This is a genomic window from Microbacterium yannicii PS01 (assembly GCF_000304335.1).
GTDB lineage: Bacteria > Actinomycetota > Actinomycetes > Actinomycetales > Microbacteriaceae > Microbacterium > Microbacterium yannicii_A.
On the sequence record NZ_CAJF01000022.1, the window covers coordinates 26,776 to 46,625 of the forward strand.

At 68.9% G+C, this 19,850-nt stretch carries 22 protein-coding genes, 1 tRNA gene and 1 riboswitch; of the genes, 15 read left to right on the forward strand and 8 right to left on the reverse strand.

Going from position 1 to position 19,850, the window contains the following annotated elements; translation table 11 throughout:
• Positions 1–37: 37 nt before the first annotated feature.
• Complete coding sequence (locus WYM_RS12880; protein WP_026059796.1) at positions 38–892, reverse strand: transglutaminase-like domain-containing protein; 855 nt, start codon at positions 890–892, stop codon at positions 38–40.
• A gap of 158 nt (positions 893–1,050) precedes the next feature.
• On the opposite strand from WYM_RS12880, the gene WYM_RS20210 reads away from it, so the two are divergent.
• The 12 genes from WYM_RS20210 to WYM_RS12945 all read left to right on the forward strand — a co-directional run bounded on the left by WYM_RS20210 (position 1,051) and on the right by WYM_RS12945 (position 9,884).
• A complete protein-coding gene (locus WYM_RS20210; RefSeq protein ID WP_083866229.1) occupies positions 1,051–1,926 on the forward strand; it encodes an SGNH/GDSL hydrolase family protein in 876 nt (291 codons plus the stop codon).
• 43 nt (positions 1,927–1,969) lie between these two features.
• Positions 1,970–2,045 (forward strand) — tRNA-Arg (locus WYM_RS12890).
• A 212-nt stretch (positions 2,046–2,257) separates the two neighbouring features.
• Positions 2,258–2,785, forward strand: coding sequence for an alpha/beta fold hydrolase (locus WYM_RS20220; protein WP_083866230.1), 528 nt, complete (start codon positions 2,258–2,260; stop codon positions 2,783–2,785).
• Positions 2,785–3,318: an alpha/beta fold hydrolase gene (locus WYM_RS21160; protein ID WP_019181260.1), complete on the forward strand. Its 534-nt coding sequence runs from the start codon at positions 2,785–2,787 to the stop codon at positions 3,316–3,318. Before WYM_RS20220 ends, WYM_RS21160 begins: the two co-directional genes overlap by 1 nt.
• 136 nt (positions 3,319–3,454) lie before the next feature.
• Positions 3,455–4,357, forward strand: a complete 903-nt coding sequence (locus WYM_RS12910) for a metalloregulator ArsR/SmtB family transcription factor (protein ID WP_083866231.1) — start codon at positions 3,455–3,457, stop codon at positions 4,355–4,357.
• Positions 4,358–4,406: 49 nt separating this feature from the next.
• The gene (locus WYM_RS12915) at positions 4,407–4,820 is read left to right on the forward strand and encodes an arsenate reductase ArsC (RefSeq protein ID WP_019181263.1); all 414 of its coding nucleotides are present in this window, start codon (positions 4,407–4,409) and stop codon (positions 4,818–4,820) included.
• Positions 4,817–5,470, forward strand: a complete 654-nt coding sequence (locus tag WYM_RS12920) for an arsenate reductase ArsC (protein WP_019181264.1) — start codon at positions 4,817–4,819, stop codon at positions 5,468–5,470. The genes WYM_RS12915 and WYM_RS12920 overlap by 4 nt, the downstream gene beginning before the upstream one ends.
• Positions 5,467–6,186 (forward strand): aquaporin, encoded by a 720-nt coding sequence (locus tag WYM_RS12925; protein ID WP_019181265.1) that lies wholly within the window; start codon positions 5,467–5,469, stop codon positions 6,184–6,186. The genes WYM_RS12920 and WYM_RS12925 overlap by 4 nt, the downstream gene beginning before the upstream one ends.
• Before the next feature lie 272 nt (positions 6,187–6,458).
• Positions 6,459–8,339 (forward strand): alkyl/aryl-sulfatase, encoded by a 1,881-nt coding sequence (locus tag WYM_RS12930; RefSeq protein ID WP_026059798.1) that lies wholly within the window; start codon positions 6,459–6,461, stop codon positions 8,337–8,339.
• Between the two features lie 245 nt (positions 8,340–8,584).
• The gene (locus tag WYM_RS22385) at positions 8,585–8,710 is read left to right on the forward strand and encodes a hypothetical protein (RefSeq protein WP_019181267.1); all 126 of its coding nucleotides are present in this window, start codon (positions 8,585–8,587) and stop codon (positions 8,708–8,710) included.
• A gap of 4 nt (positions 8,711–8,714) precedes the next feature.
• A complete protein-coding gene (locus WYM_RS12940; protein WP_019181268.1) occupies positions 8,715–9,389 on the forward strand; it encodes a DUF6766 family protein in 675 nt (224 codons plus the stop codon).
• 147 nt (positions 9,390–9,536) lie between these two features.
• Positions 9,537–9,884, forward strand: coding sequence for a hypothetical protein (locus WYM_RS12945; RefSeq protein WP_019181269.1), 348 nt, complete (start codon positions 9,537–9,539; stop codon positions 9,882–9,884).
• Positions 9,885–9,911: 27 nt separating this feature from the next.
• Here the strand turns inward: WYM_RS12945 and WYM_RS12950 are convergent, their stop codons facing one another.
• Positions 9,912–10,886, reverse strand: a complete 975-nt coding sequence (locus tag WYM_RS12950) for a cation diffusion facilitator family transporter (RefSeq protein WP_019181270.1) — start codon at positions 10,884–10,886, stop codon at positions 9,912–9,914.
• Positions 10,883–11,356: a hypothetical protein gene (locus WYM_RS12955; protein ID WP_019181271.1), complete on the reverse strand. Its 474-nt coding sequence runs from the start codon at positions 11,354–11,356 to the stop codon at positions 10,883–10,885. Before WYM_RS12955 ends, WYM_RS12950 begins: the two co-directional genes overlap by 4 nt.
• A 155-nt stretch (positions 11,357–11,511) precedes the next feature.
• Here WYM_RS12955 and WYM_RS12960 point away from each other — a divergent pair, with 155 nt between their 5' ends.
• Positions 11,512–11,973: a CinA family protein gene (locus WYM_RS12960; RefSeq protein WP_019181272.1), complete on the forward strand. Its 462-nt coding sequence runs from the start codon at positions 11,512–11,514 to the stop codon at positions 11,971–11,973.
• Position 11,974: 1 nt separating this feature from the next.
• On the opposite strand, the gene WYM_RS12965 is transcribed toward WYM_RS12960, so the two are convergent.
• From WYM_RS12965 to WYM_RS12985, 5 genes are all read right to left on the reverse strand, one after another.
• The gene (locus WYM_RS12965; protein WP_019181273.1) at positions 11,975–13,621 is read right to left on the reverse strand and encodes a SulP family inorganic anion transporter; all 1,647 of its coding nucleotides are present in this window, start codon (positions 13,619–13,621) and stop codon (positions 11,975–11,977) included.
• 114 nt (positions 13,622–13,735) lie between these two features.
• Positions 13,736–14,056: a DMT family transporter gene (locus WYM_RS12970; protein WP_019181274.1), complete on the reverse strand. Its 321-nt coding sequence runs from the start codon at positions 14,054–14,056 to the stop codon at positions 13,736–13,738.
• Positions 14,057–14,065: 9 nt separating this feature from the next.
• Positions 14,066–14,130: riboswitch (guanidine-III (ykkC-III) riboswitch) on the reverse strand.
• Positions 14,131–14,192: 62 nt separating this feature from the next.
• On the reverse strand, positions 14,193–15,107 hold the full coding sequence (locus WYM_RS12975) for a CPBP family intramembrane glutamic endopeptidase (RefSeq protein WP_051008131.1): 915 nt from the start codon (positions 15,105–15,107) through the stop codon (positions 14,193–14,195).
• A gap of 40 nt (positions 15,108–15,147) precedes the next feature.
• Positions 15,148–15,906, reverse strand: a complete 759-nt coding sequence (trmB, locus tag WYM_RS12980; RefSeq protein WP_019181276.1) for a tRNA (guanosine(46)-N7)-methyltransferase TrmB — start codon at positions 15,904–15,906, stop codon at positions 15,148–15,150.
• Between the two features lie 54 nt (positions 15,907–15,960).
• Positions 15,961–16,800: a DUF3097 domain-containing protein gene (locus WYM_RS12985; RefSeq protein WP_019181277.1), complete on the reverse strand. Its 840-nt coding sequence runs from the start codon at positions 16,798–16,800 to the stop codon at positions 15,961–15,963.
• Positions 16,801–16,957: 157 nt separating this feature from the next.
• Between WYM_RS12985 and WYM_RS12990 the strand changes: the two genes are divergently transcribed.
• Positions 16,958–18,973, forward strand: coding sequence for a TPM domain-containing protein (locus WYM_RS12990; protein ID WP_019181278.1), 2,016 nt, complete (start codon positions 16,958–16,960; stop codon positions 18,971–18,973).
• 100 nt (positions 18,974–19,073) lie between these two features.
• Positions 19,074–19,811, forward strand: coding sequence for a PspA/IM30 family protein (locus WYM_RS12995; protein ID WP_026059802.1), 738 nt, complete (start codon positions 19,074–19,076; stop codon positions 19,809–19,811).
• Positions 19,812–19,850 lie beyond the last annotated feature (39 nt).

The following is a 19,850-nucleotide window of genomic DNA, read 5'->3' on the forward strand; positions in this document are numbered from 1 at the left end:
CCAGTCTAGTTCGCCGGGGCCGGCGCCCCTGGCTCGCTCAGCCGAGCTGGATCAGTGCCGTGAAGTCGTCGAGCGCCGGGTCGGCGACGTCGGGCAGCGCCGAGCGCTGCGCGTCGAATCCGGTCAGGGACGCGTCATCGGGCACCACCCACGCGTCCACACGCAGCCGCTGCAAGCCCACGTACCCGCCGTGATAGCTGAGGAACGCGCAGTCCGCGGCATCCCGTCCCGTCGCGATGCGCACGAGCGAGCGGCGGTTCGCCAGGCGCGTCCCGTCGATGACGTACCAGGCGCCGTCGAGATACGCCTCGGCGACGGCGTGGAAATCCATGGGCTGCAGACCCGGCGCGTAGCAGGCGGCGTACCGCGCGGGCATGTCCATCGCCCGCAGCAGCGCGATCACGACGTGGGCGTAGTCGCGGCAGACGCCCTGGCCGGTCATGAGCGTCGTCACCGCGCTGTCGGTGCCCTGACTGAGCCCGGGTGTGTAGGTAGTGCTCGATGAGACGAACTCGGAGACGGCGGCGATGAGTTCGTGCCCCGAGAGGCCGCGGAACTGGCGCCGGGCCTGCTGGAACACTTCATCCGACTGGCAGTACCGGCTCGGGCGCAGATAGGTGATCGCCTCGAGATCGCTGGTGCGGCTGGTCGCGACCTGTCCGTCGACGGTCGCCTCGTAGCGGACCTCGACCCGGCCGGCCTCGCCCTGCAGACGGTGCAGGCGGCTGCCGGACTGGTCGACGATCTCGGTCGGCGTGTAGACACGGTCGCCCTGGGTGAAGGTGAGCCGCTCGTTCGAGACGGGCACCGCCTGGGACGCGGCGATCTGGAAGATGAGGTCGACGGAGCCCCCGAGGTCGAGGTCCATCTCGGCGGTCACCACGCGTTGCACCGAGACATCCTCGCACGCCGCGGCGAACTGCCCGCGCGGGTGTGGAATCACTCTCGGCGGGTTCCAAGCCTGCCGTCCCGGCTCAGGATCTGCGCGGTCTTTCCCCACCTTGCGCCCGGGTGTCAGCGACGTGCGGTGAAGTGACTTACCCTCTATGCATGCACGCGCCCGGTCGCCTCCGTGGACGGCGACTGGGCCCACGCTCCCAGTGGCTCCGCTCGACGCGCCGACGGCGAGTCGATGGCGCGTGGGGAGGCCTGCCCCTGCTGGGTGCCGCGCTCGCCGTGGCCGCCGTGTGCCTGGTGGCCGTGCTGCGACCGGGAGCCGCGCTCGAGCCCGTCGGCGCGGTCGCCGCCGAGAACGGCGGCGCTGCCGTCACCGCCCCGGCGGCGCTGAGCCTTCCCGAGGGTGCTCGCGTCCTGGTGTTCGGCGACTCGTGGGTCTACGGCTCCGCCGCGTTGTCTCCGTCGCTCGGTTTCGCCTACCGACTGGCCGGCGAGCTCGGCTGGGAGACGATCGTCGACGGGGTGCGCGGCAGCGGCTACCTGAAGCCGGGTCTCGACGGGCCGGCGTACGGCGAGCGCATCGCACAGCTCGACCCGGCGCTCGACCCCGACCTGGTGATCCTCGAAGGGTCGATCAACGACCGTCGACTGTATCCGGACGGGTATCGGGATGCCGTGACCGCCGCGTGGAATGCGCTCGAGGCCCGCTACCCCGACGCCCGCATCGTGATCCTCGGACCGGCACCCCAGGTGCTGCCGGTCGAAGACGCCACCCGGCGGATCGACGCGGACCTGCAGGAGCTGGCCGGTGCGCGCGGCTGGTGGTACGTCTCGCCTCTGGGCGACGACTGGATCTCGACCGCCAACTACGCGCAGGTCATCGACTCGGGTCCGGTCGGGCGCGATCACCCGTCCACCGAGGGCCATGCGTACCTCGCCGGGCGCGTCGCCGCGGCCATCCGTGCGTTGAGCGAGCAGCCGGAGGTCGTGGCCGAGGCGCCTCACGACGAGCAGCTCGTCGCCCCCTGACCGGCGGGATCGCGTGCGCCGGGATGGTAATCTCGATCGGCACGCCTCCGTAGCTCAGGGGATAGAGCGTTGGTTTCCGGTACCAAAGGTCGCAGGTTCGATTCCTGTCGGGGGCACCAGTGGGGACAAGGGATCGAGAGTCATCAAGACTCTCGATCCCTTTCTCGTGACAACACTTTGACAAACATCTGTAGCGCGCTTGGCTCGATCGAGAGCGGCCGCAACGGCGTCCAGATCGTCGTCGAAGAGGTCCGCATAGACGTCGAGTGCCGAATGCTGGCGAGCATCATCGACAAAGCCATACGCGACGACTCGTCCGTATGCTGAGCCGATGAGGAAGTGGGTGGTGCTGGCATCGGCAGGGTTGGGGCTCGCCGGACTCACCGTTCTTGCGTTGCGAGGGCCGCGTCTGCCGCGCGACACGGCGGAGACCATCTCGCGCATTCGATCCGGCCCGGTGACCGGGGTGGTCGTAGGCGAGACGGGGTATGCGCAGTCCAGCGGCGTCCCGATCTGGTACGAGTGCATTCCCCCGGTCGGTGCCGAGAGAGGTGTCGTTCTGCTGAATATCTCACTCGGTGCGAGCTCGCTGTACTGGCCACCTGCGTTCCTGCGTGCACTGTCGGATGCGGGGTACCGGGTGGTCAGGTACGACCAGCGCGGCACCGGTGCGTCGAGTCGGATGCCGAACTGGAGCGGACAGCATCCGTACTCGCTGATTGACATGGCGCGCGATGGAGTCGCCGTCCTCGACGAGCTCCGCATCGACCGCACTCACGTCGTCGGGCTCTCCCTCGGAGGATTCATCGCCCAAGAGATCGCGATCGCGTACCCAGAACGTGTCCAGCGCTCACGCTGATGTCGACTTCCGCCGACCCGACCGACACCACCATGCCCGGACCGCGGACGTGGTCGCTGATCAGGTCTGCGATTGCGGGTCTTCCACTGCTGCGTTACCGCATTCTGGGCGGTGAGACGAACCTCGTGAAGGAGCTGCTCGCTGGCTTGATCGCGCAGGGTGGGGACGATCCTGTCGATGTGGAGGCGTGGACGAAGATCGTTCTCTACGACCTCCGCGAGCGTGGTGGGATCAACCTCCGTGCTTTGCGGCAACATCAGGCTGCCGTTACCGTGACACGCTCTCGCGACCCGTTGCTGGGCACGATCATGACACCCACCCTCGTTATCCACGGACAGCACGACGCGTTTCTGCCGATCGAGCACGGTCACCGGCTCGCCGCAGGCATCCCGTCAGCCCACGGGCTCTGGCTCGAAGACGCCGGACACCCATTCCCGTACCCGCGGATGCGCGAGGTGACGAAGGCGATCATCAACCACCTCGACGCCATTGATCTGTCCGTTTCCGCCCCGGCGAACGGCCACTCCGACTGACCACGACGACGCAGAACTTCCCGAGGCGCCGCCTGGCGGGCATGTTGCGGACTGATGCGCTGGGCGTCGTTGCCAACGCCGTCACTGCATGGACCTGACGGGACCGTCCACTCACTGAAGTCATAGACTGCTGTCTATGACTTCTCGCACCGCCGGCTCAGCGCTCAGTGTGGTCGCGGACCCGACGCGTGCCCGGATTCTGCAGCTGATCGGCGCCTCGCCTGACCGGCGAGCTCTGGTGGGGAAACTGGCGGACGAGCTCGGCCTGCGGCAGCCGACGGTCAGTCACCATATGGCCGCGTTGCACGCCGAAGGTGTCGTGATCCGCGAACGCGACGGCCGCCGGGTCTGGTACTCGGTCCACCCCGACCACCAGGAGCGCGTCAACTCGCTCCTCGGCGGCGCTGGCGTGAGTCAGCAAGACCCGGACTGGGAGCGGGTCACGGATGACCTCGCCGCCCGCTACCGCGGCACGTTCAACCGGGAGACCGTCGCCCGCTACATCGCCGACAGTCGCGACCTCCTCGCTGCAGGCAGCACCGCACCGTTGCTGGCGTCCCGCACTGCGGCGTTCGCCGCCTCACGGCTTGACGACCTCGCCCGCGGGGACGATCACGGCGGCACCCCGACGGTCTTGTTCGTCTGCGTCCAGAACGCCGGCCGATCCCAACTCGCCGCCGGGATCCTGCGCCACCTTGCCGGTGACCGCGTCATCGTCCGCACCGCCGGTTCGGCCCCTGCCGTCTCGGTGCGACCGGCCATCGTGACCGCGCTCGACGAGATCGGCGTATCGGTCGGTGGCGAATTCCCCAAGCCTCTCACCGACGATGCCGTCAAGGCCGCGGACGTGGTCATCACCATGGGTTGCGGCGACGCCTGTCCCGTCTACCCCGGTCGCACCTATCTGGACTGGGACCTCGAAGATCCCGTCGACAAACCCCTCCCCACCGTCCGCGGCATCCGAGATGACATCGACCGTCGCGTCCGGGACCTGCTTTCCGAACTGTTCATCCAGCCCTCATCTTCGCCCGTCTCATAAAACATAGATGGCGGTCTATGCTTTAGAGCGAGAGAAGCGGAGATCACTCATGAGCAAGCCCACCGTCCTGTTCGTCTGCGTCCACAACGCCGGCCGTTCCCAGATGGCCGCCGGCTACCTGCAGTCCCTTGCCGGCGACCGCATCGAGGTGCTTTCGGCCGGATCTGAGCCGAAGGACCAGATCAACCCGGTCGCCGTTCAGGCGATGGCCGAGGAGGGCATCGACATCGCAGGCAACACCCCGAAGCTGCTTACCGTCGACGCCGTGAAAGAGTCCGACGTGGTCATCACGATGGGCTGCGGCGACGCCTGCCCGATTTTCCCAGGCAAGCGCTACGAAGACTGGCAGCTCGATGACCCTGCCGGGCAGGATGCCGGAGCAGTCCGTCGGATCCGGGACGACATCCGCGCCCGCGTCGAATCGCTCATCGGTGAGCTCGTCCCGGCCGGGGAGCGGTCGTGACTGGCGCGCGCGGGCAGGACGGACTGCTGTCGCCGGATGAGGTGCTGCATCGGGCGGCCGAGCGCCTCGCGCAGCAGTTCACCGGGATGGTCAACGCGGAAACCGTTGAGCGGGTCGTGTTCGAGTCCTACACAGCACTCGCCCGCACCGCGACCGTGTCCACGCATCTGCCATCCATCGCGGAGAAGTTCTCCCGCGACAGGCTCACCGCACTCGCCCAGTCGCGGGGAATGATCGCCAAGCCGGTTCCCGAGATCCTCTACGTCTGCGTGCAGAACTCCGGTCGCTCCCAGATGGCCGCCGCGATCACGCGGCACCTTGCCGGCGACCGCGTGCACGTCCGTTCCGCCGGTTCGCAGCCCGGCTCTGGCATCCTCCCCAGTGTCGTCGCGGTGCTCGCAGAGGTCGGTATCGACGTCAGCGAAGAGTTCCCCAAGCCGCTCACCGACGACGTCGTGCGCGCCGCGGACGCCGTGATCACCATGGGCTGCGGCGACGCCTGCCCGTTCTACCCCGGCAAGCGTTACCTCGACTGGGACCTCCAAGACCCCGCCGACCTCGACCTCGATGGCATCCGCCAGGTCCGCGACGAGATCCGCCGCCACGTCGAGGAACTACTCACCGAGCTCAGCCCGGTCACCACCCCGTGACCGTCGACGCCCCCGTGATCACGAGCGCGCCGCTCTGGCGACGCGCTCTCGCGGAGTTCCTCGGCACCGGACTGCTCGTCGCCGTGGTCGTCGGCTCCGGCATCGCCGCACAACGACTGTCGACCGACACCGGCCTGCAACTACTCGAGAACGCCATCGCCACCGCGCTCGGCCTCGGCGTGCTCATCCTGTTGTTCGCACCCGTCTCGGAAGCACACTTCAACCCCGTCATCTCCCTCGCCGACTACACCCTGGGCCGACGCGACCGCACCGGACTCACCGGAAGCGCGCTCGGCGTCTACATCGCAGCGCAGATCGCCGGGGCGATCAGCGGCGCCCTCCTCGCCAACGTCATGTTCGCCACGCCGGCTGCGCTCTCGAGCACCGACCGCGCCACACCCGCGACCTTCCTCGCAGAAGTCGTTGCGACAACCGGACTGGTGCTGCTCATCGTCGGGCTCTCACGCACCGGCCGCAGCGTCCCCACGATCGCCGTCGCGGTCGGCTCCTACATCGGAGCCGCCTACTGGTTCACCAGCTCCACATCCTTCGCGAACCCCGCCGTCACCATGGGACGCATCTTCACCGATACCTTCGCCGGCATCGCACCCACCTCGGTGCTGCCCTTCATCGCCGCACAACTCATCGGAGCCGCAATCGGGACAGCACTCGCCTCAGCAATCTTTGCCACCCCGCGAATCACGCACCAGCAATAGTGCCTGATCGGACCACCGCGCACACCCGGATCAGCAGCACCCCGCGATCGAGGACGCCATTCGATCCTCCGGGCTGCACATCGCTGACCTGCCCATCCGATTCGTCCAGCAATGACCTCATGAGCGCCCGCTGAGCGATCCCTTGCGTGCGGGAGGGTGGCGTGCACAACACGGCGGAACGTTGGATGGCCATCTCAAGCGGTTGTCTCACGCAAGACGCCTGGCCAAACTGAAGGCCCGGGCAACTGCGCCCCGTTGAAAGGGATCGAGACATGGGTAATCCGGAAGCGACTAGTGCGATCGTCGCCGCGCACGCAGATCTGACGTCCCGTTTGCCGTTCGATGATGACGCTGACTTCGCTGCTGCGGAGAAGGGGTTCATTGGAACGCTTGCGGAGCCCAGGGTTCTGGACGCAGACGGTGAGGTGGTGTGGGATGCCTCCACCTATGACTTCTTTGACGGCGGCGCGGCGCCGGACACGGTGAATCCCAGTCTCTGGCGACAGAGCAAGCTGGTCGCGAAGCATGGACTGTTCGAGGTCGTGCCCGGTCTGTACCAGGTGCGCGGTCTGGACCTTTCGGTGATGTCGTTCATCGAGGGTGACACGGGCGTGATCGTGGTGGATCCGCTCATCTCGAAGGAGACCGCGACGGCAGCTGCCGCGCTGTATCGCGAGCACCGCGGCGACCGGCCGATCGTTGCCGTCATCCATACTCACTCTCATATCGACCACTTCGGCGGCGTGCAGGGCATCGTCACCCAGCCGGAGGTCGACGCCGGAGACGTTGCGATCATCGCGCCCGAGGGTCTGGTCGAGCACGCGGTCGCCGAGAACGTCTACGCGGGCACTGCAATGGGCCGGCGCGCCGGTTACATGTACGGCGCCGCACTGCCCCGCGGCACGAGGGGCGCGGTCGGTGCCGGGCTCGGCCAGACGACGTCGACCGGCGAGGCGACTCTCCTCGCCCCGACGCTCGAGATCACGACGACCGGCGAGACCCACACCATCGACGGGGTCGAGTTCGAGTTCCAGATGGCGCCCGGAACCGAAGCACCCACCGAGATGCACTTCTACATTCCGCGATACGAAGCGCTGTGCATGGCGGAGAACGCAACTCACACCTTGCACAACCTGCTCACCCTTCGCGGTGCGCTTGTGCGTGATCCGAATGTCTGGTCGCGGTATCTGACCGAGGCTATCGAGCGATTCGGCGGTCGCGCCCAGGTGGTGTTCGCCTCCCATCATTGGCCGACGTGGGGCAACGCCGAGATCGTCGAATTCCTCAGCCTGCAACGCGACCTCTACGGCTACCTGCACGACCAGACGCTGCGCTTGCTGAATCAGGGATTGACCGGAGCTGAAATCGCAGAGGTGATCCAGCTCCCGCCCGCGCTGGAGAACGCGTGGCACGCCCGCGGGTACTACGGCTCGGTGAGCCACAATGTCAAAGCCATCTACCAGCGCTACATGGGCTGGTTCGACGGCAATCCCGCCCGCCTCTGGCCCCATCCTCCTGCCGCTCTCGCCGAGCGCTACGTCGAGGCGATCGGCGGTATCGACAGGGTGCTCGAGATGGCGCGCGCCGCGTACGACACCGGCGACTTCCGGTGGGCTGCCACGCTGCTCGATCACGCCGTCTTCGTCGACGCGTCCAACGGAGCCGTCAAGGCTCTCTACGCCGACACGCTCGAACAGCTCGGCTACGGGTCGGAGAACGGCACCTGGCGCAACTTCTTCCTCTCGGGCGCCACCGAACTACGCGGCGGAAACTTCGGCACACCGACCGTGACCAATGCGCCCGCAATCCTTGCCCAGCTCAGTCCCGAGCAGGTGTTCGACGCAATCGCGATCACGATCGATGGCCCCAACGCTTGGGACCTCGACCTCGCATTCGACATCACGATCAGCGACCTCAACCGAGATTTTCATGTCACGCTCCGCAACGGCGTCCTCGTCTACGTCGAACGGGTCCGTGAACCGGATACGGATGCCGCCCTGCATCTGAGCCTCGAGAAGGAGCGCTTGATCCGTCTCGCCGGCGGCGACCTCCAGTCCGACGGTCTCTCCGTGACCGGAGACTTCGGCGTGCTGGAGCGGCTCTTCAGCGTCCTCAGCCCCGGCGACCCGAACTTCGAGATCGTCCTGCCATAGACCGATGCGCGCGAGAGCGCTGGTCGCGTGGACAACGTACAGGATTCGGGTAACGGACCTCGCAGATTCGATTCCTGTCGGGGGCACCAGTGGCGTGAGGCTGAAGGCCGGTCCGTGAGGGTCGGCCTCTCGCACGTCCCCTTTCCCCAGGTGGCGTCCCCCTGTCAAGGCCCTGACAGCCCGCGTGCTGCGACGACAGGATGAGCTGATGGCATCGATCGGCACGTCGTCGGGAGGAGGGCATCATGGCTGACTTCACTCCGGAAGAGGAAGGCGCGCGGCGCGGAGAAGCGGTGGTGTTCTGGTCCTGGATCGCGGTGCTGGCGGTCGGACTCGCCTACATGATCGCGATCCCCTTGGCGGGGCGGTGACGTGGTGCGACCGATTCGCGACAACGCCCTCAGTCTGTTGTTCGGCGGGCTCTTCATCGTGACACTCGCCGCGCAATCCATCGCGGGATGGCTGCAGTTCAACGAGACCCAGGAGCAGCACGGCCTGCCTATGGAGTCGTTCGGCGCGTTCGTGACGTCGTCGGAGTTCGTCGTCGACGTCGCCGAGAACTGGCAGTCGGAGTTCCTACAGTTCTTCCTGTTCATCGCCGCCACCATCTGGCTGGTGCAGCGCGGCTCTCCCGAGTCGAAGAAGCCGGGCGACGAGGGCGTCGGCAGCGACGAGGAGCAGCTGATCGGCGAGCACGCGCAGCCGGACTCTCCCGAGTGGGCGCGGGCCCGCGGCATCCGTCAGACGCTCTTCTCCAATTCGCTCCTGATCGTGATGGGCGCGGTGTTCGCGCTGTCGTGGTTCGCGCAGTCCCTCGCGGGAACGGTGGTGATGAACTCCGAGAACGCCGAGCACGGCCAGCCGTCGATGAGCTGGCTCGAGTATCTGAGCACACCGGACTTCTGGAGCCGCACGTTGCAGAACTGGCAGTCGGAGTTCCTCGCGGTGGGCGCGATGATCGCGCTCTCGATGTTCCTGCGTCAGCGAGGCTCGGCCGAGTCGAAACCGGTGGGAGCACCGCATCACGTCAGCTCAGTGGAGAGCGAATGACCAGGGCGACGGCCACCCCCCACTCGAACGGCCCGATAGGTAGCGACCGGACAGGCATCGGAGGATGATGAGAACCGAGCACACCGAGAGACGCCGTCTGCGACCTCGCGCTCTCCATCTCCGACGCGCTCCGTGGGGAGGCACGCCATGGGAAAGCTGATCTACGACGGAACGGTCAAGGTCGATTTCGACGATCGGACGCTCGCCCATCTGCAGCTGGTGATCGGTACGAAGCTGCGCCGTGGTGAACCCTTCCACTTCACGTGGCGCGACGACGCGAGCATCGGGGACGGGCGCACCACGGTCTGGGTCCACCCTCGCTGCTCGCTCGTGTACAAGTACTACGGCAGCAGGATGCCGCGGCTGAATCCGGCGTGGATCGACGCGCTCGCGTACACGGCCAATTCACCCGCAGGGCTCCACCTTGTGCCCGAGCCGGTACCGCCCGCCGCGCACGAGCCCGACCACGAGGCGGAGCGGGACCTGATCGCCTGACGCAGTGCTGCGCGGCGCTCGTGCAGGTCAGCGTGCCTGGCCGGCGCGCTGCGCCTCGGCGGGAAGCGTGTGGGTCGGGACGACCACGATGTCCTGCACCTTCCAGTCCAGTGCGCTCACCGCTGCTCGCGCCTCTTCCAGCTCTCGTACGCGCACCTTCTCGCGTACCGGCACGGCGAACACCTCGACGTGGAACACCTGCCCCATGTCGCGCATGCGCACGGCGCTTTCGCTCACCCACGCCAGCTCGTCGACGCGCCGGGCGATGCGGTCGATGAGCGGGTGCGGCCCGGCGTCGTCCTGTGTCCGCGCCCGCTGATCGATGAGGTCGCGCACGGCAGCCCGGGCGTTGCGCCAGCCGTCCCACACGATGCCGAGCGAGATGAACAGCGCCGCGACCCCGTCCAGCCACCACCAGCCGACGCCGATGCCGAGCACTCCGATGATCGAGGCCGCATTGGTGTGCCAGTCGGCCTTCGCCATGTCGGCATCGGCGTACAGCAGCTTGTTGTGCAGCACCACGGCCAGCCTGGACTTCGCACGACCGTAGATGAACGGGCCGACCACGATCGCACTCATCGCCGCGATCATGAGCCACCCGAGCCAGATGGTGTAGCCGAAGAGCTGAATGGTCCCGATCGACGCATGCTCGGCACGGACGAGGCCGCTGATCGACTCGTACGCCAGGTTGCCGCCGACGGCCAGCAGTGCGACGCCGGCTACGAGGTGCCCCACTCCCATGACGCGGTGGAGCCCGAACGGGAACCGCTGTGTGGGCCGGCGGCGGATGAAGAGCAGCGCGATCAGGAAGGTCACCTGCGGGATGAGAGAGAGCATGTCTTCGATCCACGCCGTCCGCATCGCCTGCGAGTTGCCCACCACGAATGCGATGACGACGATCGTCACGCAGGTGTAGCCGATCGTGAACCACTCCCACCGCACGGCGCTGCGCATCGCTTCCTGCTGGGTCGGCGGAAGATCGGTGCGCCCCATCGACTTCATCGGCCGACCTCCGCGTCGAGGTGGCGTTCGAGCTCGCTCTGCCATGCGTTCTCGCCCATCGGAACGAGCATGACCACCGTGCGCCCGTCCGATCCGGGGATCCCGGTGTACCCGCGGGTCACCCCGACGCGATCGGACCACGGCGTCCTATCGGTCATGCCCCCCACCGCGAGGTCGAGGGATCCCGCCTCGAGCGCATCGACGAGCTCCTCCTCGCTGCCGACCGTCCATTCGACCTCGGCTTCGAGGGAGGCCCCGAAGCCCTCGACCAGCTCGACGAGCGAGCCGTCCACCTCGTCGCCGTTCACCGTCACGAGCGAGCCGGATGCCGACGCTCCGGCGCGCAGCTCCCCGCCGCGCACGCGATCGAGGGTGCCGTCAGGGTCGGCCGGCACCGCGAGCCCGCACCCCGAGAGGCAGCCGACGAGGAGAAGTGCGGACAGCGCAGTGATGCGTCGCCGTGTGAGCATGCTTAAGTCTCGCTCACCCGTGTGCGGCCAGGTGGTGACCTCGCCGCGGCGCACACATCTGCGTGAGACGCGGATGGGCTCCGCGTGCCGAATGAGAACCGCGGGAGCGGATGGCCTACCCTGGCTCGGACCGGAAAGGCAGGCGAGGACGGACGATGAGCGACACGATCCAGGACGTGGCAGAGGAAGCGCGGCGCAAAGGCCTCCGCGTGGCGGTGGCGGAGTCGCTCACCTGCGGACTGCTGGCCGGCACCGTCGGAAAGGGCATGAACGCCGGAGAGTGGTTCGGCGGGGGTGTCATCGCCTACCAGACGCAGACCAAGGTCACCGTGCTCGGAGTCACTGCGGGCCTGGACCCGGTGTCGGCCGAATGCGCGGAGCAGATGGCACGCGGTGCGCAGGAGCTCTTGCAGACCGACATCGCCGTGTCGACGACCGGCGTGGGCGGCCCCGGATCCGAGGGCGGTCATCCCGCCGGGACGGTGTTCCTGGGCTGGGCCCTCGACGGGTCTGCCGGACACGTCGCGCTGGCTATGGACGGCGAGCCCGAGGAGATCCTCCAGGCCACCGTCGATCGGGCCGTCGCGCTGCTGGCCGAGCTGGTCGGACGCGCCTGAGTCAGCTCTGGCGGGGAGCGAGAGCGGCGATCGCCGCGCGATTCGTGGCGAAGACCGGCTGCTCCTCGAGCAGTCCCAGCTGTACGAGCCGCTGCCGCGCCTGCGGGCGCATACGGCTGAACGCCAGCAGGACGCCCTCATCGTCGAGCCACTCCATCAGCGACTCGAACGCCTCGGCGCCTGTGACATCGACATCGGTGACGGCCTCCATGTCGATGACCACGTGCGTCACCGGATCGCTCGCCGCGGTCACGGCGCGCTTGACGGCGCCCGCGAACACCGCGCCATTCGCGAAGAAGAGCGGCGCCGCGAGCCGGATGACGAGCACTCCCGGCGCGGTCATGGTGCCTTCAGGCGCATCCGACAGCAGGGACTCCTGGGGGTCTCCCCCCGCGGCCAGCACGTCGATCGCCGGGTTCGCCGCGCGCCGCGCCATGTTCACCAGCGCCAGCACGAACGCCACCAGGATGCCGGGGATCGCACCCGCCAGCAGCGTGACGAGGAAGCAAGAGGCGCCGATCGCGAACTCGAACCTGTCCTTCCGCCAGAGGTCCCGGAACTCGCGGACGCCCAGCAGCGGAAGGATCGCGACACCCACGACCGCCCCGATCGCCGGCGAGGGGATGTCGGAGAGCAGCGCGGTGCCGAAGAGCAGAAGCATCAGCGTGCCCGCCGCCAGGACGAGCGAAGGAAGCTGCGTGCGCGATCCCGCCTGATCCATCGCCGCCGTGCGCGAGGTCGACGATCCGACGGCGAAGCTGCCCTGCGCGCCGGCGGCCACGTTCGACAGGCCGAAGGCCAGAAGGTCGCGATTCGCGTGGAACGGGTACCGGTGCCGCTCGGAGTACGACCGCGACACGAGCAGTCCCTCGGCGGTCGTGACGAGCGTCAGCGCCATCGCCGACGGGATCAGCGCGAGCCACATCGCCCAGTCGATGACCGGCCAGGTCAGCGCCGGTGCACCGGCGGGCACTTCGCCGAGCACGTCCACGCCGCGCTGATCGAGCCCCGTCATCACGACGACGACCGTCGTCAGCACCAGCACCACAAGCGCCCACGGCACGCTTCCGACGAGCCTCCGCCCGACCAGCAGGATGGCAACCGAGACCACGGATATGCACACCGACCAGGGATTCGTCGTGCCGATTCCGGTGACCAAGCCCACCACCTTGTCGACGAACTCGTCGCCGGAATCGATCTTGACGCCCAGCATCTTCGCGATCTGGCTCACCATGATGTCGAGTGCGAGCCCGCCGACGAATCCGATCAGGATCGGCTTCGAGAGGAAGTTCGCGAGGAACCCGAGCTTGAACACCGACAGCAGCGTGAACATCACACCGCAGATGATCGCCTGCGCCAGCGCGAGCGTCGCATAGCTCGCGCTCCCCGCCGCGGCCAGCCCTCCGACCGACGAGGCGACGAGGGCCGCGGCCGCGGCATCCGGCGACGCGACCACCTGACGCGACGACACCACGAGCGCGTAGACCACCGTCGGCACGATGAGCGCGTACAGACCGGCCGTCGGCGGCAGCCCCGCGATCTGCGCGTACCCGATGTTCAGCGGGATCGCGATGGCCAGCAGCGTCACACCCGCGGTGAGCTCGGTGACGAGGTTGCGGGCGGTCAGCCCGGCGAGGGGACGCTGCATTCCTGCTCCCTGGTGGGGTGGCCTTCCTCCGCTGAGGCGGCACGTCCCACCTTGGCACGGTGGCCGGCAAACCGTGAGACTTCCGTCAGTGTGCCAGGCCGTAGCGCGGCCGGGTCACTCGTGCGCGACGAGCTTGAGTCCGACGACGCAGCCGACGAGTCCCAGGATCAGCAGCAGCTTGACGATCGAGAAGGCCTCGGCGCCGGTGATCATGGCGTAGGCGACGGTGAGGGCGGCGCCGATGCCGACCCAGACGGCGTACGCCGTACCGGTCGAGATGTCGCGCATGGCCCACGCGAGGCCGCCCATGCTCGCCACCAGCGCGACGCCGAAGACGACGCTCGGCCAGAGCTTGGTGAGGCCCTCGGACTTGCCGAGCGCGGTGGCCCAGACGGCTTCGAGGACGCCCGAGACGATGAGGATGACCCACGACATGACTGTTCTCCTGGCCAGTCTTGTCGCTCACCGGGTACTGATCCGTCGTCCGGGGATCCGGTCGGGATCCATGATCCAGGCTAGCCGACGGGCCTGTGCAGCCTCTGGGCAGCGCGTGTGCAGCCGCGTGGCGGGTTCACGCCAGGAAGAGCCAGTCGAGCATCCCTGGATTGTGCGCGTGCACGAGCACGAGGAAGACGACGGCGTCGAACAGCAGGTGCACCGTCACGACGTAGGCGAGCGAGCGGGTCTTGAAGAAGATGAAGCCCTGCAGCAGCGCGAACGGAATCGTGAGCAGCGGACCCCACGCGCGGTACCCGAGCTCCCACAGGAACGACACGAACACGACCGCCTGCAGCCCGTTGGCCTGCCAGTCGGGAAAATGGCGGCGCAGCAGCGCGAAGCAGGTGCAGATGAAGAACAGCTCGTCCCAGATGCCGACCGCCCCGACGCCGACGAAGAGGCGCGCGATGAGGTCGGGGGTGTCGACGACCGGCCAGTTCTGATAGACGCCGGACGAGATGAAGTAGAAGGGCAGGATCAGCCAGCCGAGCACCAGCACCGCCACCAGCCACGTCCACTGGAACGTGGTCCACCGTCCGCCGCCGCGCCACGGGAAGCGGATCGCCCCCCGCCCGTCGGCGCCGTCACGGTAGATCCAGCGCGAGATCGCGTACGGCACCGCGACCGCTCCTCCGAGCGCAAGGCCGAAGCGAACGAAAGCGATGTTGTCGAGCTCGGCTTCGAGCGGGATGGCGCTGACGATGAGCATGCCGACGGCGATCAGAGACAGATCGCGCAGGAGCGAGGGCGGACGAGGGATGCCGCGATCCGCGGTCGTCGTGAGCTGCGGCGTCGGCGGGGCCGCGGCATCCGCCCGCCGCATCGCGAGTGCCGCGACGAGGCCGGCGGCCAGCAGCGCCCACCCGATCCACGGCACCCGCACGACGAAGAAGGCCGGCGCCGCAAGGCACACCAGGAGAGCGGGAACGAGCCCCCACGACCACGCGCGGCGCGCGGGAATGTCGGTCAGTCCGGGATGAGCGGGCATCAGCTCACCAGCCGGAGTGCGGACGAGGGCGGTCGAAGACTCACGGGCGCGACCGCCGCCGGTACGAGAGGTCGCGGATCTCGCGCCCGACGCGGGCACCTTTCCGCTCGAACGCGGTGAGCGTACGGCCCTCGAAACGCGGGGCCCACTCCCCCGCGAACGCCGAGTCGAAATCCTCTGCCGCGCCCAGGACCTCCCGCATCTGCAGCGCGTAGTCCTCCCAGTCCGTCGCCAGGCGCAGCGTGCCGCCGTCGCGAAGGGCGCGGGCCGCGATGCCGGCGAACTCGGGTGTGACCAGCCGGCGCTTGGTGTGCTTCTTCTTGTGCCACGGATCGGGGAAGAAGACCCACAGCTCGGAGACGGATGCCTCGGGCAGCAGGTGCTGCAGCACTTCGGGGGCGTTCGCCTCGACGAGCCGCAGATTGCGCACACCGGCCCGGTCTGCGTCGAGCATGGTGCGGGCCAGGCCGGCGCGGAACACCTCGATCGCGAGGAAGTCGGCCTCGGGGCGGGACGAGGCGGCGTGCACGATGGCATGCCCCTGTCCCGAGCCGATCTCGACCACGAGAGGGGCGCTGCGCCCCCAGACTGCGGCCGGGTCGACGGCGGAGCCCGGGAGGATGCTGGTCGCGGCGGCGTCGCGAGGGGCGTCGATCACGTACGCGGCGGCAAGGTCGCTCCACGCACGCTCCTGCGCCTCCGACATCCGCCCGCTGCGGCGCACGAACGACACCGGGCGATCGCGGTACCGGCGGTCGTCGGCGTTGGCGGGCAGGGGCGCGGGGGCGGGATCGGGCACCCGTCCAGGCTACCCAGCGCTCGAGGCGGCTCTCACCCGTGGCGTCCGGCCGGCCTAGGGCTGTGTCACGAAGTCGATCAGCTCCTCGACCCGGCCGAGGAACGCCGGCTCGAGGTCTCGATACGACTTCACCGACCCGAGGATGCGCTGCCAGGCGCGGGCGAGGTCGGCCTGGTCCCGGGCCGGCCAGCCGAGCGCACGGCACACGCCGACCTTGAACTCGATGCCCCGGGGCACCACGGGCCAGCGCTCGATGCCCATGGCCTGAGGCGTGACGCACTGCCAGACGTCGATCCACGGATGCCCGACGATCAGCACGTGCGCGCCGTGCCGGCCGCGGCCGATCGCATCGGCGACGCGCGACTCCTTCGAACCGGGCACGAGGTGATCGACCAGCACGCCGTAGCGGCGGGAGGCCGACGGGGGCTCCTCGTCGAGTGCGGCCTCGAGCAGGTCGATGCCCTGCAGGTACTCGACGACCACACCCTCTGCCCGCAGGTCGTCGCCCCACACCTTCTCGACGAGCTCCGCATCGTGGCGGCCCTCGACGAGGATGCGGCTGGCGCGGGCCGTGCGGGCGCGGCTGTCGGCCGCCGCGAACGAACCGGAGGCGGTGCGACGCGGCCCGCCCGCTGCGGGTGCCGCGCTCGGCGGGATGAGCACGACGTCGGCGCCGTCGATGAGGAACCCGGGTCCGAGCGGGAACAGCCGTCGCCGGCGATGCCGGTCCTCGAGCTCCACCATGCCGCCCGACACGGCCACGACCGCGCCGCAGAATCCGTCGTCGGCGACTTCGATCACGAGATCGCGGGATGCCTCGACCCGCGCCAGCTCTCGCCTTCCATGCCCCCGGAACCCGGCGGCGAGCACGTCGGTGCCGTAGCGATCGTCCATGGTCCTCCCTCGGATCGGAAAGGCTACCCGGTCCTCCCTCCTCCCTCGGGCAGCGACCCGCGGAGGCGGCCGCCCGGCATCGCGGGCTACCGCGTCATGCCCGGGCCTGCATAGACTCGCGTGAGGGGCATGGTTCCGCGTCCCGGAGGGGAAATCGATGCGTGCGCGATGGGTTGCGGCGCTGACGGCGGCTGCCGCGGTCGCCCTCACCGCGATCACAGGATCCGCGTGGGCGACCGATCCCGTTCCGCTCGGATCGGGCTACGTGACAGACGACGCGCAGGTGCTCTCGGCCGGTGAGGTCGACGACGCACAGGCGCGACTGGAGTCCCTGTCGGAGGCGACCGATGCGCAGCTGTACGTGGTGTTCGTCGACGACTTCACGAACCCCGCGGATCGGCAGCAGTGGGCCGACGCCGTCGCCCAGGAGAACGGTCTCGGCCCGGTCCAGTATCTGCTCGCCGTCGCGACCGACGGCCGGCAGTTCTACATCTCTGCGGACAGCAGCGGGCCCCTCAGCGAGCAGCAGCTCAGCGACATCGAGGCCGACGTACGGCCCCACCTGACCGACGGCGACTACGCGGGGGCGATCACCGCCGCCGCGGACAGCATGCAGTCCGCGCTCGGCGGCGCTGGCGCCGGCGGTTCCGGCGGCGGGGCGGCTCTCACCTGGATCCTCGTCATCGCCGCCGTCGTGGTCGGCGTGGTGCTGATCGTGGTGCTGGTGCGACGACGCCGGAAGGGTGCGGTGGCGGGAGGTCCCGGAGCCCCCGAGGTCGCGCAGCCGAGCCTGGAAGAGCTCGAGCGGCGCGGGGCATCGCTCCTCGTCGAGACCGACGATGCGTTGAAGACCAGTGCGCAGGAGCTCGGCTTCGCTCGCGCGCAGTTCGGGGATGCCGCGACCTCCGAGTTCGAGGCGGCGCTCGTGACCGCCAAGCAGAGCCTTGACGAGGCGTTCACCCTCCAGCAGCAGCTGGATGACGCGACCCCCGACTCCGAGCAGGACGCTCGCGCCTGGAATGAGCGCATCATCGCGCTCTGCGAGGCGGCGAACGCGCTCCTGGACGAGAAGGCCGAGGCGTTCGACGAGCTGCGCAAGCTCGAGCAGAACGCGCCCGAGGCGCTCGCCCGCGTGCAGGACGAGCGCGACAAGGCCGCCGCAGCTCTCGACGAGGCCGCGGGGCGCCTGCAGACCCTGCAGACCTCGTACGCCCCCGAGGCGCTCTCGACGGTCGCCGACAACCCTGACCAGGCCCGGCAGCGTCTCGCGTTCGCCGACGAGCAGCTCGCCGCCGCACAGGCCGCCATCGGCGGTGGCCAGGGCGGCCAGGCAGCGGTGGGCATCCGCGCCGCCGAGGAGGCCGTCGGCCAGGCGGAACTGCTCGAGACGGCGATCGGCAAGCTCGCCTCCGACCTCGCCGAAGGCGAGAGGAGTGCGACAGCGCTCGTCGCCGAGCTCGAGCGCGACATCGCCGCGGCATCCGCTCTTCCCGACCCGGACGGCAGGATCGCCGCGGTCATCGCCGCGACGAGGCAGCAGCTCGACACCGCTCGCACGCACCTCGCCGGAACGGCCAAGCGCCCCCTGATCGCGCTGCAGAGCCTCGAGGCGGCCAACGCCCAGATCGACGCCCTCGTCCAGGGCGTGCGGGATGCCGACGCGCGGGCCCAGCGCGCACGCCAGATGGCCGGTCAGCTCATCCTGCAGGCGCAGGCGCAGGTGTCGACGGCCGAGGACTACGTCACCGCCCGCCGCGGCGCCGTGGGAGCCGAGGCACGCACGCGCCTGGCGGAGGCGGGAGCCTCGCTCGCCCGTGCCCAGGCGCTGCAGGCGGGTGACCCCGAGCAGGCGGCGCAGCACGCCCAGCGAGCCGATCAGCTCGCCGGGCTGGCGATCCAGCTCGCCCAAAGCGACGTCGGCGCCTTCCAGGGCGGCGGCGGGATGTTCGGCGGCGGCGGGCAGTCCGGCGGCGGCGGCATGATGGGTGCGGTGCTCGGCGGAATCGTCCTGAACTCGCTGCTCGGCGGCGGAGGCCGCTCCTCGGGCGGACTCGGCGGCCTCGGGGGCGGCCCGGGCGGCATGCTCGGCGGTGGGTCCGGTGGCGGCGGCTTCCGGCCCGGAAGCTTCGGCGGCGGCGGCACCCGCGGACGCCGAGGAGGTGGTCGCTTCTGACTCCCCCGGCTCGATCACAGCGACCGATGCCACACTCGCCCTTCGCGGCCCCGGCATCCCGAACCTGAACTCACTCTGTCCGACAAAGGAAGGAAATCCGATGGCGAAGCAGTCCATCTTCGGTCGAATCTCGACCCTCATGAAGGCGAACATCAACGCGCTCCTCGACTCTGCCGAGGACCCGCAGAAGATGCTCGATCAGCTGGTGCGCGACTACACCAACTCGATCGCCGACGCCGAGTCGGCGATCGCCGAGACGATCGGCAACCTGCGCCTGCTCGAGCGCGACCACCAGGAAGACATCCAGGCGGCGACCGAGTGGGGCAACAAGGCCCTCGCCGCGAGCCGCAAGGCCGACGAGCTGCGCACGGCCGGCAACACCGCCGACGCCGACAAGTTCGACAACCTCGCCAAGATCGCGCTCCAGCGCCAGATCAGCGAGGAGAACGAGGCCCGGGCGATCGCGCCGACCATCACCGCGCAGAACGAGGTGGTCGACAAGCTCAAGGACGGCCTGAACGGCATGAAGCAGAAGCTGGAGCAGCTCAAGACGAAGCGCTCCGAGCTGCTGGCGCGCGCCAAGGTCGCCGAGGCGCAGAACAAGGTGCACGACGCCGTCAAGTCGATCGACGTCCTCGACCCGACGAGCGAGCTCGGCCGGTTCGAGGACAAGGTCCGCCGCCAGGAGGCGCTCGCCACCGGCAAGCAGGAGCTGGCCGCGTCGACGCTCGACGCGCAGTTCAACCAGCTCGAGGACGTCGGCGAGCTGACCGAGGTCGAGGCGCGGCTGGCCGCGCTGAAGACCGGCGGTACGCCGCAGGCCGCGATCGGCAACTGATCGCACGAGCGATGACCGGGGCGCCGAATCCGCGAGGAT